General features: G+C 65.3%; 15 protein-coding genes. 5 read left to right on the forward strand and 10 right to left on the reverse strand.

The annotated features are described in order from the left end of the window. The first annotated feature begins 11 nt into the window (after positions 1 to 11). On the forward strand, positions 12 to 1,127 hold the full coding sequence (locus B6S44_RS00835) for a branched-chain amino acid ABC transporter substrate-binding protein (RefSeq protein ID WP_129154914.1): 1,116 nt from the start codon (positions 12 to 14) through the stop codon (positions 1,125 to 1,127). Between the two features lie 143 nt (positions 1,128 to 1,270). Here the strand turns inward: B6S44_RS00835 and B6S44_RS00840 are convergent, their stop codons facing one another. Next, the gene (locus B6S44_RS00840; protein ID WP_129154915.1) at positions 1,271 to 2,434 is read right to left on the reverse strand and encodes a mandelate racemase/muconate lactonizing enzyme family protein; all 1,164 of its coding nucleotides are present in this window, start codon (positions 2,432 to 2,434) and stop codon (positions 1,271 to 1,273) included. A gap of 108 nt (positions 2,435 to 2,542) precedes the next feature. Here B6S44_RS00840 and B6S44_RS00845 point away from each other — a divergent pair, with 108 nt between their 5' ends. Further along, positions 2,543 to 3,436, forward strand: coding sequence for a LysR family transcriptional regulator (locus tag B6S44_RS00845; protein WP_129154916.1), 894 nt, complete (start codon positions 2,543 to 2,545; stop codon positions 3,434 to 3,436). Positions 3,437 to 3,479: 43 nt separating this feature from the next. Here the strand turns inward: B6S44_RS00845 and B6S44_RS00850 are convergent, their stop codons facing one another. Then, the gene (locus B6S44_RS00850) at positions 3,480 to 4,118 is read right to left on the reverse strand and encodes a LysE family translocator (RefSeq protein ID WP_129154917.1); all 639 of its coding nucleotides are present in this window, start codon (positions 4,116 to 4,118) and stop codon (positions 3,480 to 3,482) included. 198 nt (positions 4,119 to 4,316) lie between these two features. Next, on the reverse strand, positions 4,317 to 4,712 hold the full coding sequence (locus B6S44_RS00855) for a nuclear transport factor 2 family protein (protein ID WP_129154918.1): 396 nt from the start codon (positions 4,710 to 4,712) through the stop codon (positions 4,317 to 4,319). Between the two features lie 111 nt (positions 4,713 to 4,823). Between B6S44_RS00855 and B6S44_RS00860 the strand changes: the two genes are divergently transcribed. Then, on the forward strand, positions 4,824 to 5,765 hold the full coding sequence (locus tag B6S44_RS00860; protein ID WP_129154919.1) for a LysR family transcriptional regulator: 942 nt from the start codon (positions 4,824 to 4,826) through the stop codon (positions 5,763 to 5,765). Here B6S44_RS00860 and B6S44_RS00865 read toward each other — a convergent pair. Next, positions 5,740 to 6,300 (reverse strand): RBBP9/YdeN family alpha/beta hydrolase, encoded by a 561-nt coding sequence (locus tag B6S44_RS00865; RefSeq protein ID WP_129154920.1) that lies wholly within the window; start codon positions 6,298 to 6,300, stop codon positions 5,740 to 5,742. The genes B6S44_RS00860 and B6S44_RS00865 overlap by 26 nt on opposite strands. 43 nt (positions 6,301 to 6,343) lie before the next feature. Further along, positions 6,344 to 7,651, reverse strand: coding sequence for an adenylosuccinate lyase (gene purB, locus B6S44_RS00870; RefSeq protein ID WP_129154921.1), 1,308 nt, complete (start codon positions 7,649 to 7,651; stop codon positions 6,344 to 6,346). A 181-nt stretch (positions 7,652 to 7,832) separates the two neighbouring features. Between purB and B6S44_RS00875 the strand changes: the two genes are divergently transcribed. Continuing rightward, on the forward strand, positions 7,833 to 8,183 hold the full coding sequence (locus B6S44_RS00875; RefSeq protein WP_129154922.1) for a DUF1428 domain-containing protein: 351 nt from the start codon (positions 7,833 to 7,835) through the stop codon (positions 8,181 to 8,183). Positions 8,184 to 8,310: 127 nt separating this feature from the next. On the opposite strand, the gene rpe is transcribed toward B6S44_RS00875, so the two are convergent. The 4 genes from rpe to B6S44_RS00895 form a co-directional block, all read right to left on the reverse strand. Then, a complete protein-coding gene (rpe, locus tag B6S44_RS00880) occupies positions 8,311 to 8,991 on the reverse strand; it encodes a ribulose-phosphate 3-epimerase (protein WP_129154923.1) in 681 nt (226 codons plus the stop codon). A gap of 52 nt (positions 8,992 to 9,043) precedes the next feature. Beyond that, positions 9,044 to 9,721, reverse strand: coding sequence for a glutathione S-transferase family protein (locus B6S44_RS00885; RefSeq protein ID WP_248309382.1), 678 nt, complete (start codon positions 9,719 to 9,721; stop codon positions 9,044 to 9,046). A gap of 82 nt (positions 9,722 to 9,803) precedes the next feature. Further along, complete coding sequence (locus tag B6S44_RS00890) at positions 9,804 to 10,475, reverse strand: glutathione S-transferase family protein (protein WP_129154924.1); 672 nt, start codon at positions 10,473 to 10,475, stop codon at positions 9,804 to 9,806. 65 nt (positions 10,476 to 10,540) lie between these two features. Next, a complete protein-coding gene (locus B6S44_RS00895) occupies positions 10,541 to 11,539 on the reverse strand; it encodes a sodium:proton symporter (RefSeq protein WP_164985668.1) in 999 nt (332 codons plus the stop codon). Between the two features lie 316 nt (positions 11,540 to 11,855). Between B6S44_RS00895 and B6S44_RS00900 the strand changes: the two genes are divergently transcribed. Then, a complete protein-coding gene (locus tag B6S44_RS00900; protein ID WP_129154926.1) occupies positions 11,856 to 13,103 on the forward strand; it encodes an NAD(P)/FAD-dependent oxidoreductase in 1,248 nt (415 codons plus the stop codon). 3 nt (positions 13,104 to 13,106) lie between these two features. Here B6S44_RS00900 and B6S44_RS00905 read toward each other — a convergent pair whose 3' ends face one another. Beyond that, positions 13,107 to 13,982, reverse strand: coding sequence for a bile acid:sodium symporter family protein (locus tag B6S44_RS00905; protein WP_129154927.1), 876 nt, complete (start codon positions 13,980 to 13,982; stop codon positions 13,107 to 13,109). Between the last annotated feature and the right edge of the window lie 131 nt (positions 13,983 to 14,113).

The following is a 14,113-nucleotide window of genomic DNA, read 5'->3' on the forward strand; positions in this document are numbered from 1 at the left end:
AGTCACAACGCATGAAGAAGCTGCTCTTGGGCGGAATTGCCCTTGGCGCGGTCCTCGCCTTCTCGGGCGTAGCGAACGCACAGATCAAGCTCGGCGTCGCCGGCCCGATCACGGGACCGAACGCGGCGTTCGGGGCGCAGCTGAAGAACGGGGCGGAGCAGGCTGCCGAAGACATCAACGCCGCCGGCGGCATCCTCGGCCAGAAGATCCAGGTTCTGGTCGGCGACGACGTCTCCGATCCGAAGCAGGGCGTCTCGGTCGCCAACAAGTTCGTCGGCGACGGCGTCAAGCTGGTGCTCGGCCACTTCAACTCCGGCGTGACCATGCCGGCGTCGGAAGTCTATGCCGAGAACGGCATCCTGATGATCACCCCGTCGGCGACCAATCCGAAGATCACCGAGCGTGGCCTCTGGAACGTGTTCCGCACCTGCGGCCGCGATGACCAGCAGGGTGAGGTCGCGGCGAACTACATCGCCAAGAACCTCAAGGACAAGAAGATCGCCATCGTCCACGACAAGACGACCTATGGCCAGGGCCTCGCCGACGAGACCCGCAAGGGCCTGACCAAGGCCGGCGTCAAGGACGTGCTCTATGAAGGCGTCAACGCCGGCGAGAAGGACTTCTCGGCGCTGATCTCGAAGCTGAAGTCGACGGGTGCCGACTATCTCTATTGGGGTGGCCTGCACACCGAAGGCGGCCTGATCGTGCGCCAGATGCGCGACCAGGGCCTGAAGACCGTGCTGATTTCCGGCGACGGCATCACCACCGACGAGTTCGCCACGATCGGCGGCCCCGGCGTCGAAGGCACGCTGATGACCTTCCCGCCGGATCCGCAGAAGCGTCCGGAAGCCGCTGCGGTCCTGAAGAAGTTCGAGGCCCGCAAGTTCAAGCCGGAAGCCTACACCCTCTACAGCTATGCCGCGGTCCAGATCATGGCCGAAGGCGCCAAGCGCGCGAACTCGCTTGACCCGAAGAAGGTCGCCGCCGCGCTGCACGGCGCCGCTCCGGTCGATACCGTCATCGGCAAGATCGGTTTCGACAAGAAGGGCGACATCACTCGCCCGGACTACACCGTCTACACCTGGAAGAAGGGTGCCGACGGCAAGATCGGCTATGTCGAGAATTGATATCGGCTGATCGCCGCAAGGCGTGACATCAAGACCCGCTCCGGAGCGATCCGGGGCGGGTTTTTCGTGTCGGCGTCTGCCAGCGCCCGGGGCGGATCGCCGGCTCGCCTCGTGGCGCGGTCGACAGACGCCACGAGAGTTGGCTACTCGGCCAATTCTCGCATGACCTTGATCAGATCGGATTTCCCCTCGAAACCGATTCCCGGCAGGTCGGGCATGACGATATGGCCGTCCTCGACGCGAACTGAATCCGGAAAACCGCCATAGGGCTGGAAGAGATCGGGATAACTCTCGTTACCACCCAGGCCGAGACCAGCCGCAATGTTCAGTGACATCTGATGCCCGCCATGGGGAATACAGCGGGACGGCGACCAGCCATATTGGGACAGGACATCGAGCGTCCTCAGATATTCGACAAGTCCGTATGACAGGGCGCAATCGAACTGCAACCAGTCACGATCGGGGCGCATGCCTCCGTAGCGGAGCAGGTTGCGCGCATCCTGGTGAGAGAAGAGATTCTCGCCCGTCGCCATCGGACCGGGATAGAATTCCGAGAGGGCTGCCTGGAGGGCGTAGTCGAGCGGATCGCCGACCTCCTCGTACCAGAACAGGGGATAGTTGCGCAGCATCTTGGCGTAGGCGATACCGGTCTCCAGGTCGAAACGACCATTCGCATCCACTGCCAGCTGGGCCTGCGATCCGATTTCCTTCAGCACGGCCTCGATGCGCTTGCGGTCCTCGTCGATCGAGGCCCCGCCGATCTTCATCTTGACGACATTGTAGCCGCGGTCGAGATAGCGGCGCATCTCCGCCTGGAGCGCCGAGTTGTTCTTCCCCGGATAATAATAGCCGCCTGCGGCATAGACGAAGACACGCGGATCAGCTTCGCGGCCCCTTTCCTCGGCAAGAAGGCGGAACAAGGGCTTGCCGGCGATCTTCGCGACCGCGTCCCAGACGGCCATGTCGAGAGTGCCCACAGCGACGGAGCGCTCGCCATGCCCCCCCGGCTTCTCATTCGACATCATCGCCGCCCAGATGCGCTGGGGATCGAGATTGCTGCCGGCATCGTCGAGCAGGCTCTTAGGCTCGGCTTCAAGGATGCGACTGCGGAAGCGCTCCCGGATCAGGCCGCCCTGGCCGTAGCGCCCATTGGAGTTGAAGCCGTATCCGACCACCCGACGGCCGTCGCGCACGACATCCGTCACGACGGCCACCAGGCTCGCCGTCATCTTCGAGAAGTCGATATAGGCGTTGCGGATCGGAGACGCGATGGGCTTGGTGATCTCGACGACGTCGACGATACGCATCTTGAACTCCTCCAAAATCACGGTTGATGTCGGGGTCATCGTTAGGGCTGGCGCCCGCGCGGAGCCAATGCTAATGCCGAGAATGCTTATGCAGTTCCGGCATTACCGATGGAATTGATCTGGCTTGAAGATTATCTGGCGTTGGCCGAATCCTTGAATTTTTCCAAGGCCGCCTCAGCCCGAAACGTCACCCAACCGGCGTTCAGCCGAAGAATTCGCGCGCTCGAAGATTGGATCGGTGCGCCCTTGTTCATGCGCACGACGCATCATGTCGCGCTCACGCCCGCAGGAAAGTACTTTCACAATCAGGCGGAGATTCTGGCTCGTTCGCTGCGCCAGTTGCGGCGCGACACCCTGGAAGTTGCGGGCCAAGGCACCGGTCCGCTGTCGATCGCGGCGACGCATGCGCTCTCCTTCACGTTCTTTCCGAGATGGGTCCGCGGAAACGAGAAGATTCTAGCACTCGGAAACCTGAAACTGATCTCGGACAGCATGCAAGCATGCGAGCAGCTGATGCTGCGGGGGGATGCCCAGTTCTTGCTTTGCCACTATCATCCGGCCATGAGCAACCGGGTTGAAACCGGCCAGTTCAAGAGCATCGTGGTCGGGGAAGATACTCTTGTTCCGCTCAGTGCCCCCGACAAGGATGGGGCGCCGCGTTGGCGGCTCAATCGCAGTGCGACGGTGAAATACCTGGGCTACAGCGAGCAATCCGGCCTGGGTCGGATCATTGCGGCGCTTCGGGACACCGCAGATCGAACGTTTACGCTTGAGACGGTGTTTACATCGCACCTCGCCGCCACCCTGCTTTCGATGGCACGCGCCGGAGACGGTGTCGCATGGCTGCCTCGGACTTTGGCCGAGGAGGACATTTCGCTCGGCCGACTGGTCGAGGCAGGAGATTCTAACCTGGCGATTCCGATTGAAATCCGATTATTTCGGCCTGTGGCGCGTCAGGGACAAATCGCCGAAGCAGTCTGGGCCGCATTCGATCGGAGTTGAGATCTCGCGATTGGGATGTCCGGGATCGTGCCACCTCCGAGGGTCAAGCCGACGAGCGCACGCTGTCCGCCATCAACTTGGCGCCCAGAGCTCCGACCACCGCTCCGGCAGCCCGGTCGATCCAGATCTTCGAGCGCAGATAGGCAGCCTTTGGCGCGCGAGCCGAGAACCCGACGGCCACGACCGTGTACCAGGCGAATTCGATGAGGAAGAGCATGGGTGGCAGGGCGAAATACATCCATGACGGCGTCGGGGACGGCAGCAGCGCCGCGAACATGGACGCATAAAAAATCGCCGTCTTTGGATTGGACAGCTGGACGAAGAGAGCCTTCAACAGCGACTTCCATAGCGTGTTCGGTCGCTCGGTTGCCATCTCGGCAATGTCCAGCTGCTCGGGCGCTGCACGCCAGATATTGATGCCGAGCCACACAAGATAAGCGCCGCCGGCCAATCTGAGCGCCAGGTTGAGCCATTCGACCTGCAGCAGGATCGCCGTCAGGCCCGCGACCGCGACAGAGGCGAAGACAAAACCGCCAATGCCCATGCCGATCGCCGCCATCACGCCATCGGCGCGGGATCCGGAGATGGCGATGCGCGAGACCACGACGAAACTCGGGCCGGGGCTGATCGCGCCAAGCAGGAAAACGCCGAGGATCGAGGCCAGAACAGCAAGTTCATGCATGGCTGACCCTCGCCATTTTCGATGTGCCGGTTCGTGCGGCGGCGAGCCAATCTAGCGATCGGAGCTGTCAAGACAACTGCCCGCGTCGACTCCGGTCCGTGAGCCGACACTCCCGTCTTTCGCCTTCAGTCGCCGCAACTGAGCGGCCGACCAAGCAGTTGGTTTCGGTTCGCTCGGGTGAAGATGGTGGCGGAGCTTTTAGGCCAGGGTCTCGGCCGCGAACACTTTCTGGACGATCTGCCAGCGCTCGTTGAGGTAAAAACACGATAGCAGGTCGGTCACCTCACGGGGCGGGATCCGGAGGCGGAGCTTGAGCAGCGCCATATCACGGGTCATGGCGATCGAGAGGATCTGGTCGGCGCGTACGCCGCCAGCGTCATGCGGCGAGGTCAGGCTCCGGACCACATCGAGCCAGGCGGCGACAGGGGTAACCACCACGCTGTCGCCATCGCCGCGCCGGGTGACCAAGGCGGCGGGGTCGAAGATGGTCGCGAACGTGTCAGCGTCCATCGCGTAGGCGGCGTCGAAGTAGGTTTTCGCCAAGGCGACCAATCCATCTATGTTTCCTGTCGAGGGCAGGTCCTGCGGCGTCATGGTGTTTCCCTTCAAATCCAACGTCCAGCAGAATATAAAGATGGGGCGGCAATGTTTAATCCGCGCGCGCTAATCAGCCTTGTAAGCTGAGCTAAGCAATCGAAGGCGATCATGGATACTTCCTTTCTGTCTGCTGGAGACTTCAACCAGCTTCGCGCCTTCGTGGCCGTCGCCGGCTCGCTGAACTTCAGCCGGGCGGCCGAGAACCTCGGTGTGTCATCCTCGGCGCTGAGCCAGATGGTCCGGGCGCTCGAGGAGCGGGTCGGGGTCAGCCTGTTCAACCGCACCACCCGCAGCGTCTCCCTGACCGAGGCGGGGGCCAGGCTGTTCGAACGGGTACTGCCCGCCGTCGAGGAACTGGCGGAAGCGCTGGGCGAGACCCGCGAGCGCCGCGCCCATCCCGCCGGGACCGTGCGGGTGCACTGCTTCCGGGCGGCGGCCGAGCTCTATCTGACGCCAATCCTCCGTGCCTTCAGCGACGCCTATCCGCAGGTCGTGCTCGACGTCACCCTCGACGACGCCGTCGTGAACATCGTGGCCGAGGGCTATGACGTCGCCATCCGCCTCGGGGAGGTGATCGACAGGGATCTCATTGCGGTGAAACTCGGCCCGGACCTGCGCCAGACCGCGGTCGCCTCGCCCGACTATCTCGCCCGGCACGGGACGCCGGCCCATCCGCGCGATCTTCTTGCCCATCGCTGCATCGGCTGGCGCTGGCCGGGGCAGAAGACGCCGTACAAATGGGAGTTCATGGAAAACGGCAAGTGGTTCGAGGTCGCCATTGACGGCCCCCTGATCTCCAACATGAAGGACTTCGGGGTGCAGGCGGCGGTCGACGGGGTCGGCGTCGCATTCGCCAGCCAGCAGCTGATCGCGCCGCACATCGCCGAGGGCCGCCTCGTCGCGCTGCTCGAGACCTGGTCCGCCCCTTTCCCCGGTTACTACCTCTGCTACCCGGCCCAGCGGCAGATGGCGGCGCCGCTTCGCGCCTTGATCGACACGATCCGTAGCGTCCGCCGCTCCGCTTTCACACCGCCGTCAGGCTCTTCATGAAACCGGCGAAGCGCAGCAAACCGTCAGGCCAGGGGCCGTGGCCGGATTCGGTGTTGAGATGGCCGCTGTCGCCGGCATCGACGAATTTCGAGCCCCAGGCCTCAGCCAGCGCCCTGGCCTCGTCCTGCGTGCAGTAGGGATCGGTCGCACTGGCGATCAGCACCGAGCGGAAGGGCAGGGGCCTCAGCGGGATCGCGGCGAAGTCGTCCGCCATGCCGGGAATCGCCCGCTTGGCGCGCTCGGAGGCCGGCGCGACCAGGAAGGCGCCGGTGACCTCGTGCGGTTTCAGATGCTCGGCCGCATGCGCGACGGCGCTGACGCCGGCCGAGTGGGCGACGATGACGACCGGCCTGGTCGCGGCGCGCACGGCGGCGACGATGCGGTCCGCCCAGCCGTCGCGGGTCGGCTTGTACCAGTCTTCCTGCTCGACGCGGCGGGCCGTGGGCAGCTTGGCCTCCCAGCGGCTCTGCCAATGGTCAGGCCCGGAGCCCGACCAGCCGGGGACGATCAGGATATCGGTGTCGGAGGTTTTCATGGCCGCTAGATAGCGTTCGGTTCCGCGAAATCCAGCAGGCGCCTCACACTTCTCCGAACACCCGGCGGAAGATCGTGTCGACATGCTTGAAGTGGTAGCCCTCGTCGAACATCGCCTCCAGTTGCGCCACTGAGAGCTTCGCGGTCACGTCCCTGTCGGCCTTGAGATTGGTGAGGAAGTCCTCGCCGTGCTCCCAGGTGCGCATCGCATTGCGCTGGACCATGGAATAGCTGTCCTCGCGGCTGGCGCCGGCCTGGGTCAGCGCGAGCAGGACGCGCTGCGAATTGTGCAGGCCGCCGAGCTTGTCGAGGTTCTTCCTCATGTTCTGCGGATAGATCAGCAGCTTGTCGACGACACCGGTGAGGCGGGCCAGCGCGAAGTCGAGCGTCACCGTCGCATCGGGGCCGATCATGCGCTCGACCGAGGAGTGCGAGATGTCGCGCTCGTGCCAGAGCGCGACGTTCTCCAGCGCCGGCGTGACCATGCCGCGCACGAGACGGGCGAGGCCGGTCAGGTTCTCGGTCAGGACGGGGTTGCGCTTGTGCGGCATTGCCGAAGAGCCCTTCTGGCCCGGCGAGAAATACTCCTCGGCCTCATAGACCTCGGTGCGCTGGAGATGGCGGATCTCGGTCGCCAGACGTTCGACTGAAGACGCGACAACGCCGAGCGTGGCGAAGAACATGGCGTGGCGGTCGCGCGGGATGACCTGGGTCGAGACCGGCTCCGGCGTCAGCCCCATCTTGGCGGCGACATACTCCTCCACCTGCGGGTCGATATTGGCGAAGGTGCCGACGGCGCCGGAGATGGCGCAGGTCGCGATCTCGGCGCGGGCGGCAATGAGCCGGGCGCGGCAGCGGTCGAACTCGGCATAGGCCTGGGCGAGCTTGAGGCCGAAGGTCACCGGCTCAGCGTGGATGCCATGCGAGCGGCCGATGGTCGGGGTCAGCTTGTGCTCGAAGGCGCGGCGCCTGATGGCGGCGAGCAGGGCATCGACATCGGCGATCAGGATGTCGGTGGCGCGCGCCAGTTGCACCGAGAGCGTGGTGTCGAGCACATCCGAGGAGGTCATGCCCTGATGGACGAAGCGCGCCTCGGGGCCGACGATCTCGGCGAGATGGGTCAGGAAGGCGATGACGTCGTGCTTGGTGACGCGCTCGATCTCGTCGATGCGGGCGACGTCGAAGACCGCGTCCTTGGCCTTGGACCAGATCGTCGCCGCCGCTTCCTTCGGCACGACGCCGAGCTCGGCGAGCTTGTCGGTGGCGTGGGCCTCGATCTCGAACCAGATGCGGAAGCGCGTCTGCGGCTCCCAGATCGCGACCATCTCGGGGCGGGAATAGCGGGGGATCATAGCGGGCTCGCGGCGTGATGATAAAAGGCTCGCGGGCTCGCTAGCACGGAGAGGCTCGCGACGGAATGCCGTAGGGTGTCTGCTGACAGCTTCGGGCCCTCGCGGTGCCTAGCGTCCGCGCCGGCTGGGCGGGATGCTCCTCGCTTCTGGAGCGCCGACAGACCCAAGGAGGAAAAGACCGATGTCCTATGTCGATGGTTTCGTCGCGGCCGTGCCTGCCGCCAATCGCGAGGCCTATGCCGAGCATGCGCGCAAGGCCGCGCCACTGTTCAAGGAGTACGGCGCGACCCGCGTCTTCGAGTCCTGGGGCGACGATGTCCCGCGCGGCAAGCAAACCGATTTCTATCGTGCCGTTGCAGCCAAGGACGATGAGGTCGTCGTCTTCTCCTGGGTCGAGTGGCCGAGCAAGGAAGCGCGCGATGCCGGCTGGCAGAAGCTGATGGAAGATCCGCGGATGCAGCCCGGCGCCAATCCGATGCCCTTCGACGGCACCCGCCTGATCTATGGCGGCTTCGCTGCGATCGATCTGTAGGACTGCGCCGTCATTCTCGGGCGGAGCACAGCGCAGACCCGAGAATCTCGTGACGAGAAGGCGCTGGTTGGCGCCTCTTCCGGCCTGAGATGCTCGGGTCAAGCCCGAGCATGACGCTTGGAAGCTCTCAGACCCAGTCGCCCCGCGCCGTCTCGGCCGCCTTGCGGATGGCGGCGATGTTGCCGGCATAGGCCGAAGGCCCGCCCTTGAACACCGCCGAGCCGGCGACCAGCACGTCGGCACCGGCCTTGACCGCGAGCGGCGCCGTCTCTGGCGTGGCGCCGCCGTCGATCTCGAGCGCGATCGGCCGCTCGCCGATCAGCGCCCGAACCTGCGCGATCTTGTCGACGACCGAATGGATGAAGCTCTGGCCGCCGAAGCCGGGGTTCACCGTCATCAGCAGGATCAGGTCGACATCGCCGATCAGCGGCTCGGCCGCGCTCGCCGGCGTGCCGGGATTGAGCACGATGCCGGCCTTCTTGCCCTGCGCCTTGATCGCCTGGATCGTCCGGTGTGGATGCGGCCCGGCCTCGACATGGAACGAGATCAGGTCGGCGCCGGCCTTGGCGAAGGCCTCGGTGTAGGGATCGACCGGCGCGATCATCAAATGGACGTCGAAGAACTTTTTGGTGTGCGGGCGGATCGCCTTCAACACGTCGGGGCCGAAGGTGATGTTGGGCACGAAATGCCCGTCCATCACGTCGCAGTGGATCCAGTCGGCGCCGGCTTCGTCGATGGCGCGGACCTCTTCGCCGAGCTTGGCGAAATCGGCCGAGAGGATGGATGGGGCGATGCGGATCGTGCTCATGCGGCGTGGTCTAGCGCTGCGGGATGGGTCTCGCAATCGCGAAAGGCTGTCTTCAGGCCCGCTTCAACGGGAATGACAGCCGCCGGTCGGCCTCGGCGATCTCGACGGCAGCCTGGGTGAAGGCGGGCCGGAGCTTCAGCCGATCGAACCAGCGCGACAAGCCGTCGAATGGCGCGAGCGACGGGCCGCCGAGGCGCAACGAGAACAGCACGCTCATGAAGAGGGCGATGTCGGCGATCGTGACGGCGTCGCCGAAGAAGTCGCGGCCGGCGAGACGGTCTTCGAGCACGGCGTAGTGGTTCTCCAGCGCGCGCTCGGCGATCAGCGCGTCGGCCTCCTGCGCGAAGCGCCTGGTCTGGTCGGTGCTCGGCGGGCTGGTGCGATGCATCAGCGGCTTCAGCGCCTGCAGCATGATCTCGTCGGCATAGAGCTCGTTAAGCCGGCAGCGGGCGCGGGCGCCGGGGCAGAGCGGGAGGAGCGACGGCTCAGGATACGCGTCCTCGAGATATTCGAGGATCACGGTGGAATCGTAGAGCACCAGCCCGTCATCGTTCATGACCGGGACCTGCTGCTTGGGGTTGATGGCGACGACTTCGGGATGCTTGGGATCGTAGCCGGTCGTCTGGTTGAACGGCACCATGATCCGCTCGAAGGCGAGGCCTTTTTCGCGCAATGCGATCTCGATCTTGCGCGAGAACAGACTGAGCGGCCCCGAATAGAGCGTGATCATGGCAGTAACTCCAGTTTTGCTTGTCAGAACTCTGACAAAGCTTGAAGTCAGCTCGCGTCAGCAGGATTTTTTGCCCCCCAAGTCAGAGGCGCTGGAGCGGCAGCGAGAGCTTGCGGTCCCAATCGGCGATCTCGGTCAGTTGTGTCGCGAAGACGGGACGCACGGCGACCCGTTCGTACCAGGCCGCGAGCGCCGGAAGGGCAGCGAATGACGGCCCGTCCAGCCGGCGGACATAGTGCACCATCAGAAACATTCCGATATCGGCGACGGAGAAGGTGCCGCAGAGATAAGGTTTTTGGCCGAGCGCGGCGTCGATGTTGACGAAGTAGCGCGCCAGCTGGGCTTCGGCCGTCCTGGCCTCACCCTCCGCCTGCTCCAATTCCGCCTGCGGCAGGCGTTCGCCGTTGCGGTGAAAGAGCTGGCGCAGCGCGCCGAACAGCACTTCATCGGCGAAGAGCTCGTGCTGGCGGCAGCGCGCCCGCTCGACCGGCGTCGCGGGGTAGAGCGGTGGCTGCGGATAGGCCTCGTCGAGATATTCGAGGATCAGGGTGGAATCGTAGAGGGTCAGCTCGCCATCGACCAGGACCGGCACCTGCGCCTTCGGGTTGGCGGCGAGCACGTCGGGGTGCTTCGGATTGTAGCCGACCATCTGGTTGAACGGCACCACGACACGCTCGAAGGCCAGCCCCTTCTCGGCAAGCGCGATCTCGACCTTGCGGCCGAACAGGCTGAGTGGTCCGGAATAGAGCTTCATTGGTTTCGTCCCCATGCCCCAGCCGTCAAAGCGGCTGGTTATGGGCAGCCTGGGGGCCGGCCTGGTCAGCCTGCGTCAGCAGGCGCCTCCCTGCGCCGGAGGCGCGCGGCGATGCCGCGCAGCAGCCAGGGCAGGAGATAGATCGGGAACTGGGCCAGCGCGAAATAGAGGAAGGTGGTCGGCGGCACGCCGGCGCCGAGGGCAGCGACCAGCAGGCCCATGTTCCGCTGGCCGGTGCCATAGCCGATCATGAAGCGCTCGGACGCGGGAAAACGGCGCAAGGCCAGCCAGGCGCTGGCGAGGCCGACCGCGGAGACCAGGAAGGCGACGGCAAGGAAGAGCGCGACCTGGCCCGGCCGCTCCATCGCCGCGCGGGTGACACCGTCCATCGCCGCGATGGCGAAGATGAAATACATCAGCACGCCGAAGCCATCGAGATTGGGCTTCAGCGCCCGGATGCGCTCGGGCCCGAGCCAGCGCCGGATCGCGAAAGCCACGACCATGCCGCCGCCGATGAACATCACGAGCCGCAAGGCCAGCGCCAGCCGGTCGAGCGGGACGGCGGCTCCCGCCAGCCAGTCGACCAGGAACGGCGCAATGAGGGGGCTCGCGATCGTGGTGACGATGACGCCGGCGATGATCAGCGAGGGCTCGAAGCCGTAGAGGATGGCGACCGCGGGCGAGGACATGATCGGCGGCGCCGCGCCCATGATCGCAATGCCGAGCAGGAGGCCGGGATCGAGCGCTTCGCGGCCGAGCAGCAGGAGCGCGGCGGCGATCAGCAGCGCCGGGACAAACAGCAGCCAGAGGCAGGTCAGGATGAGCTTCGCCGGCCGGCGCACCAGCCCGGCGATCACGCCGAGATCGGCGCGCATGAACACCACGGTGGTGAAGCAGAAGATCGTGATCGGCAGCAGCGGGCGCGCCGCCGCCGAGAACTGCGGCAAAGCGAGCCCGAGGAAGATCGAAAGCGCGAAGCCCTGCGTGCCATAGCGGCCGAGCAGGGCGAGGGCGGAGGCGAGGGCGGCGAGCATCGAAACCGGGAGAGCGAAACGGGGCGCCACACTGGCCGATCCGGAGGGCGCCGTCATCTGGCATGGGCGCAGGGCGCTCCGGCGTCATTGCGGGTGAACGGCGATGAGCCGCCCCTGCTCGAGCGAGTCCCCCACGAAGGCGGCACTGCTTGCAATCGTAGCTGCTAGTGGGCGCAGAAAATTGCGCAAGCCTGGCATAGATTGTCGCCAACCCTGTTGCGTTGCAGCATACGCGGCGGAAATTGCGAAACTTTGCCGGATATGCCGCAATATTCCACACAAGAGCTGACAGCGCCATCGCCGGCGCTATTCTTGCACGAGGGGAAGGCTGGCGGAGGCAGGTTGGATGCGCACGGACGCGATCGTTCTTGGGGCGGGAATCGTCGGGATTTCGGTAGCGCTGCATCTGCAGAAGGCGGGCCGCTCGGTGCTGCTGGTCGATCGCGGCCAGCCGGGTGGCGAGACCAGCTATGGCAATGCCGGTTTGATCCAGCGCGAGGGCGTCTACCCTTACGGCTTCCCGCATGATTTCGGTGCGCTCATCCGCTATGCGATGAACAACACCATCGACGCGCATTACCATTGGAATGCGATCCCCAAGCTCGCGCCGTTCCTGTGGTCGTACTGGATGCATTCGCGCGCCTCGCAGCACGAGGCGATCGCCCACAAATACGCGACCCTGATCGAGCACTGCGTGACCGAGCATGACGCGCTGGCGCAGGAAGCCGGCGCGACCGACCTGTTGCGGCGCAAAGGCTGGATGAAGGTGTTCCGCACGCCCTTCGAGCAGGAGACCCGGCTGGCGGAAGCGGCGCGCTGGCAGCGCGATTTTGGCCTGAACCATCGTGCGCTCGACGCCGCGACCTTGCGGGCCGCGGAGCCGCATCTCGACCAGAGCCTGATCGGCGGCCTGCACTGGACCGACCCGGTGACGGTGATCGATCCGCTCGGCCTGTCAAAGGCCTATCTCGCATTGTTCGAGACGCTTGGCGGGCGCGTTGCGCAAGGCGATGCCGGAACGCTGACGCAGGATGGCGACCGCTGGAGCGTGACGCTGGCGGACGGCACCAAGGCGCTCGGCATGGACGTGGTCGTGGCCCTCGGGCCCTGGGCCGATGTGCTGACGCGCCAGCTCGGCTACCACCTGCCGCTCGCCGTCAAGCGCGGCTACCACATGCACTACAAGCCGCTCGGCAACGCCGTGCTGAACCACCCGGTGCTCGATACCGAGCGCGGCTATTTCCTGGCGCCGATGCGCCAGGGTGTTCGCCTCACCACTGGCGCCGAGTTCGCCAATCGCGGCGCGCCGAAAACGCCGGTGCAACTCGCCCGCGCCGAGCCGATCGCCAAGACCCTGTTCCCGCTCGGCGAGCGGCTCGATGCCGAGCCCTGGCTCGGCAACCGGCCGTGCACGCCGGACATGATGCCGATCATCGGCCCGGCGCCGAAGCACAAGAACCTCTGGTTCTCCTTCGGCCACGCCCATCACGGGTTGACGCTGGCGGCGGTGACCGGCCGCATGGTCGCGGAGATGGTGAGCGGCCAGAAGGTCTTCGTCGACCCGACGCCGTTCGCGCCGGCGCGCTTCGGCTGAGTTTCAGGTGGCGTGTACCGCCGCGTTCCGGCGGCGCAGCAGCCAGACGGCGAAGGCCGAGGCGGTCACGTACATGACCAGGCTGTAGATGCCGGGCACCACCGCCGCGGCTGGATTGCGCAGCACGTTGAGTGCGATGAAGATCGCCAGCGCGGCATTGTGGATGCCGATCTCCATGGCGATCGCCACCGCCTGGCCCTGCGGCAGGCGTAGCGCCAACGGAGCGAGATAGCCGGCCAGCATGCTGACCAGGTTGAAGGCGAGGCAGGCGCCGCCGACCGCGATCAGGCTCGGTAGCAGCGCCTTCCGCTCCATGTAGATCGCGATCGCGATCAAGGCGACGAGGACGAGGATCGAGAAGATCTTGATCGGCTTCTCGGCGCGGAGGGCGAAGTGCTCGGCCTTTGCCCGCAGCAGCATGCCGATGGCGACCGGAATCAGGATGATCGCGGCGACCTCGATGACCTTGCGATGCGGGGGCGGCACGTATTGGCCGGCGCCCAGGAAATAGTCGAGCGAGAGGTCGAGCACGATCGGCAGCGTCAGCAGGCAAAGCAGGCTGTTGACCGCCGTTAGGGTGATGTTGAGCGCGACATCACCGCGGGCGAGGTGGCTGTAGATGTTGGCTGTCGCCCCGCCCGGCGCTGCCGCGAGCAGCATCAGGCCGACGGCATGATCCGGCGAAAGCTTCAGCCAGATCGCGATCGCGAAGGCAGCAAGTGGCAGGAGCAGGACCTGGAGGAAGAGGCCGAAGCCGACGGCGAGCGGATAACGGGCGACGCGGCGGAAATCCGCGATCGTCAGGCTCAGGCCCAGTCCGAGCATGACGATGCCAATGGCGAGCGGCAGCAGCAGATCGGTCAGGATCGAAGCCTGCATGCGCGTTGCCCCTCATCAGCATTTTCTATGCCGTCGCGTCAGGCTAGTTGAGGAAGAGCGGCTACGCCACTGAGACGATAGACTCTTGTCGGGAAAGGTTTTCCGATTCTTTCGACAATCCCAGACCTAAC

Origin of the sequence: Allobosea sp. Tri-44 (genome assembly GCF_004123845.1) — a bacterium.
Taxonomy (GTDB): domain Bacteria; phylum Pseudomonadota; class Alphaproteobacteria; order Rhizobiales; family Beijerinckiaceae; genus Allobosea.

Excerpts from the sequence above, each read along its gene's own strand:
- B6S44_RS00875 (WP_129154922.1), top strand. The coding sequence starts at position 7,833 with ATGTCCTATGTCGATGGTTTCGTCGCGGCCGTGCCTGCCGCCAATCGC.
- B6S44_RS00900 (WP_129154926.1), top strand. The coding sequence starts at position 11,856 with ATGCGCACGGACGCGATCGTTCTTGGGGCGGGAATCGTCGGGATTTCG.
- purB (WP_129154921.1), bottom strand. The coding sequence starts at position 7,651 with ATGATCCCCCGCTATTCCCGCCCCGAGATGGTCGCGATCTGGGAGCCG.
- B6S44_RS00840 (WP_129154915.1), bottom strand. The coding sequence starts at position 2,434 with ATGCGTATCGTCGACGTCGTCGAGATCACCAAGCCCATCGCGTCTCCG.
- B6S44_RS00850 (WP_129154917.1), bottom strand. The coding sequence starts at position 4,118 with ATGCATGAACTTGCTGTTCTGGCCTCGATCCTCGGCGTTTTCCTGCTT.
- B6S44_RS00860 (WP_129154919.1), top strand. The coding sequence starts at position 4,824 with ATGGATACTTCCTTTCTGTCTGCTGGAGACTTCAACCAGCTTCGCGCC.
- B6S44_RS00905 (WP_129154927.1), bottom strand. The coding sequence starts at position 13,982 with ATGCAGGCTTCGATCCTGACCGATCTGCTGCTGCCGCTCGCCATTGGC.
- B6S44_RS00865 (WP_129154920.1), bottom strand. The coding sequence starts at position 6,300 with ATGAAAACCTCCGACACCGATATCCTGATCGTCCCCGGCTGGTCGGGC.
- B6S44_RS00835 (WP_129154914.1), top strand. The coding sequence starts at position 12 with ATGAAGAAGCTGCTCTTGGGCGGAATTGCCCTTGGCGCGGTCCTCGCC.
- rpe (WP_129154923.1), bottom strand. The coding sequence starts at position 8,991 with ATGAGCACGATCCGCATCGCCCCATCCATCCTCTCGGCCGATTTCGCC.
- B6S44_RS00885 (WP_248309382.1), bottom strand. The coding sequence starts at position 9,721 with ATGATCACGCTCTATTCGGGGCCGCTCAGTCTGTTCTCGCGCAAGATC.
- B6S44_RS00845 (WP_129154916.1), top strand. The coding sequence starts at position 2,543 with ATGGAATTGATCTGGCTTGAAGATTATCTGGCGTTGGCCGAATCCTTG.
- B6S44_RS00890 (WP_129154924.1), bottom strand. The coding sequence starts at position 10,475 with ATGAAGCTCTATTCCGGACCACTCAGCCTGTTCGGCCGCAAGGTCGAG.
- B6S44_RS00855 (WP_129154918.1), bottom strand. The coding sequence starts at position 4,712 with ATGACGCCGCAGGACCTGCCCTCGACAGGAAACATAGATGGATTGGTC.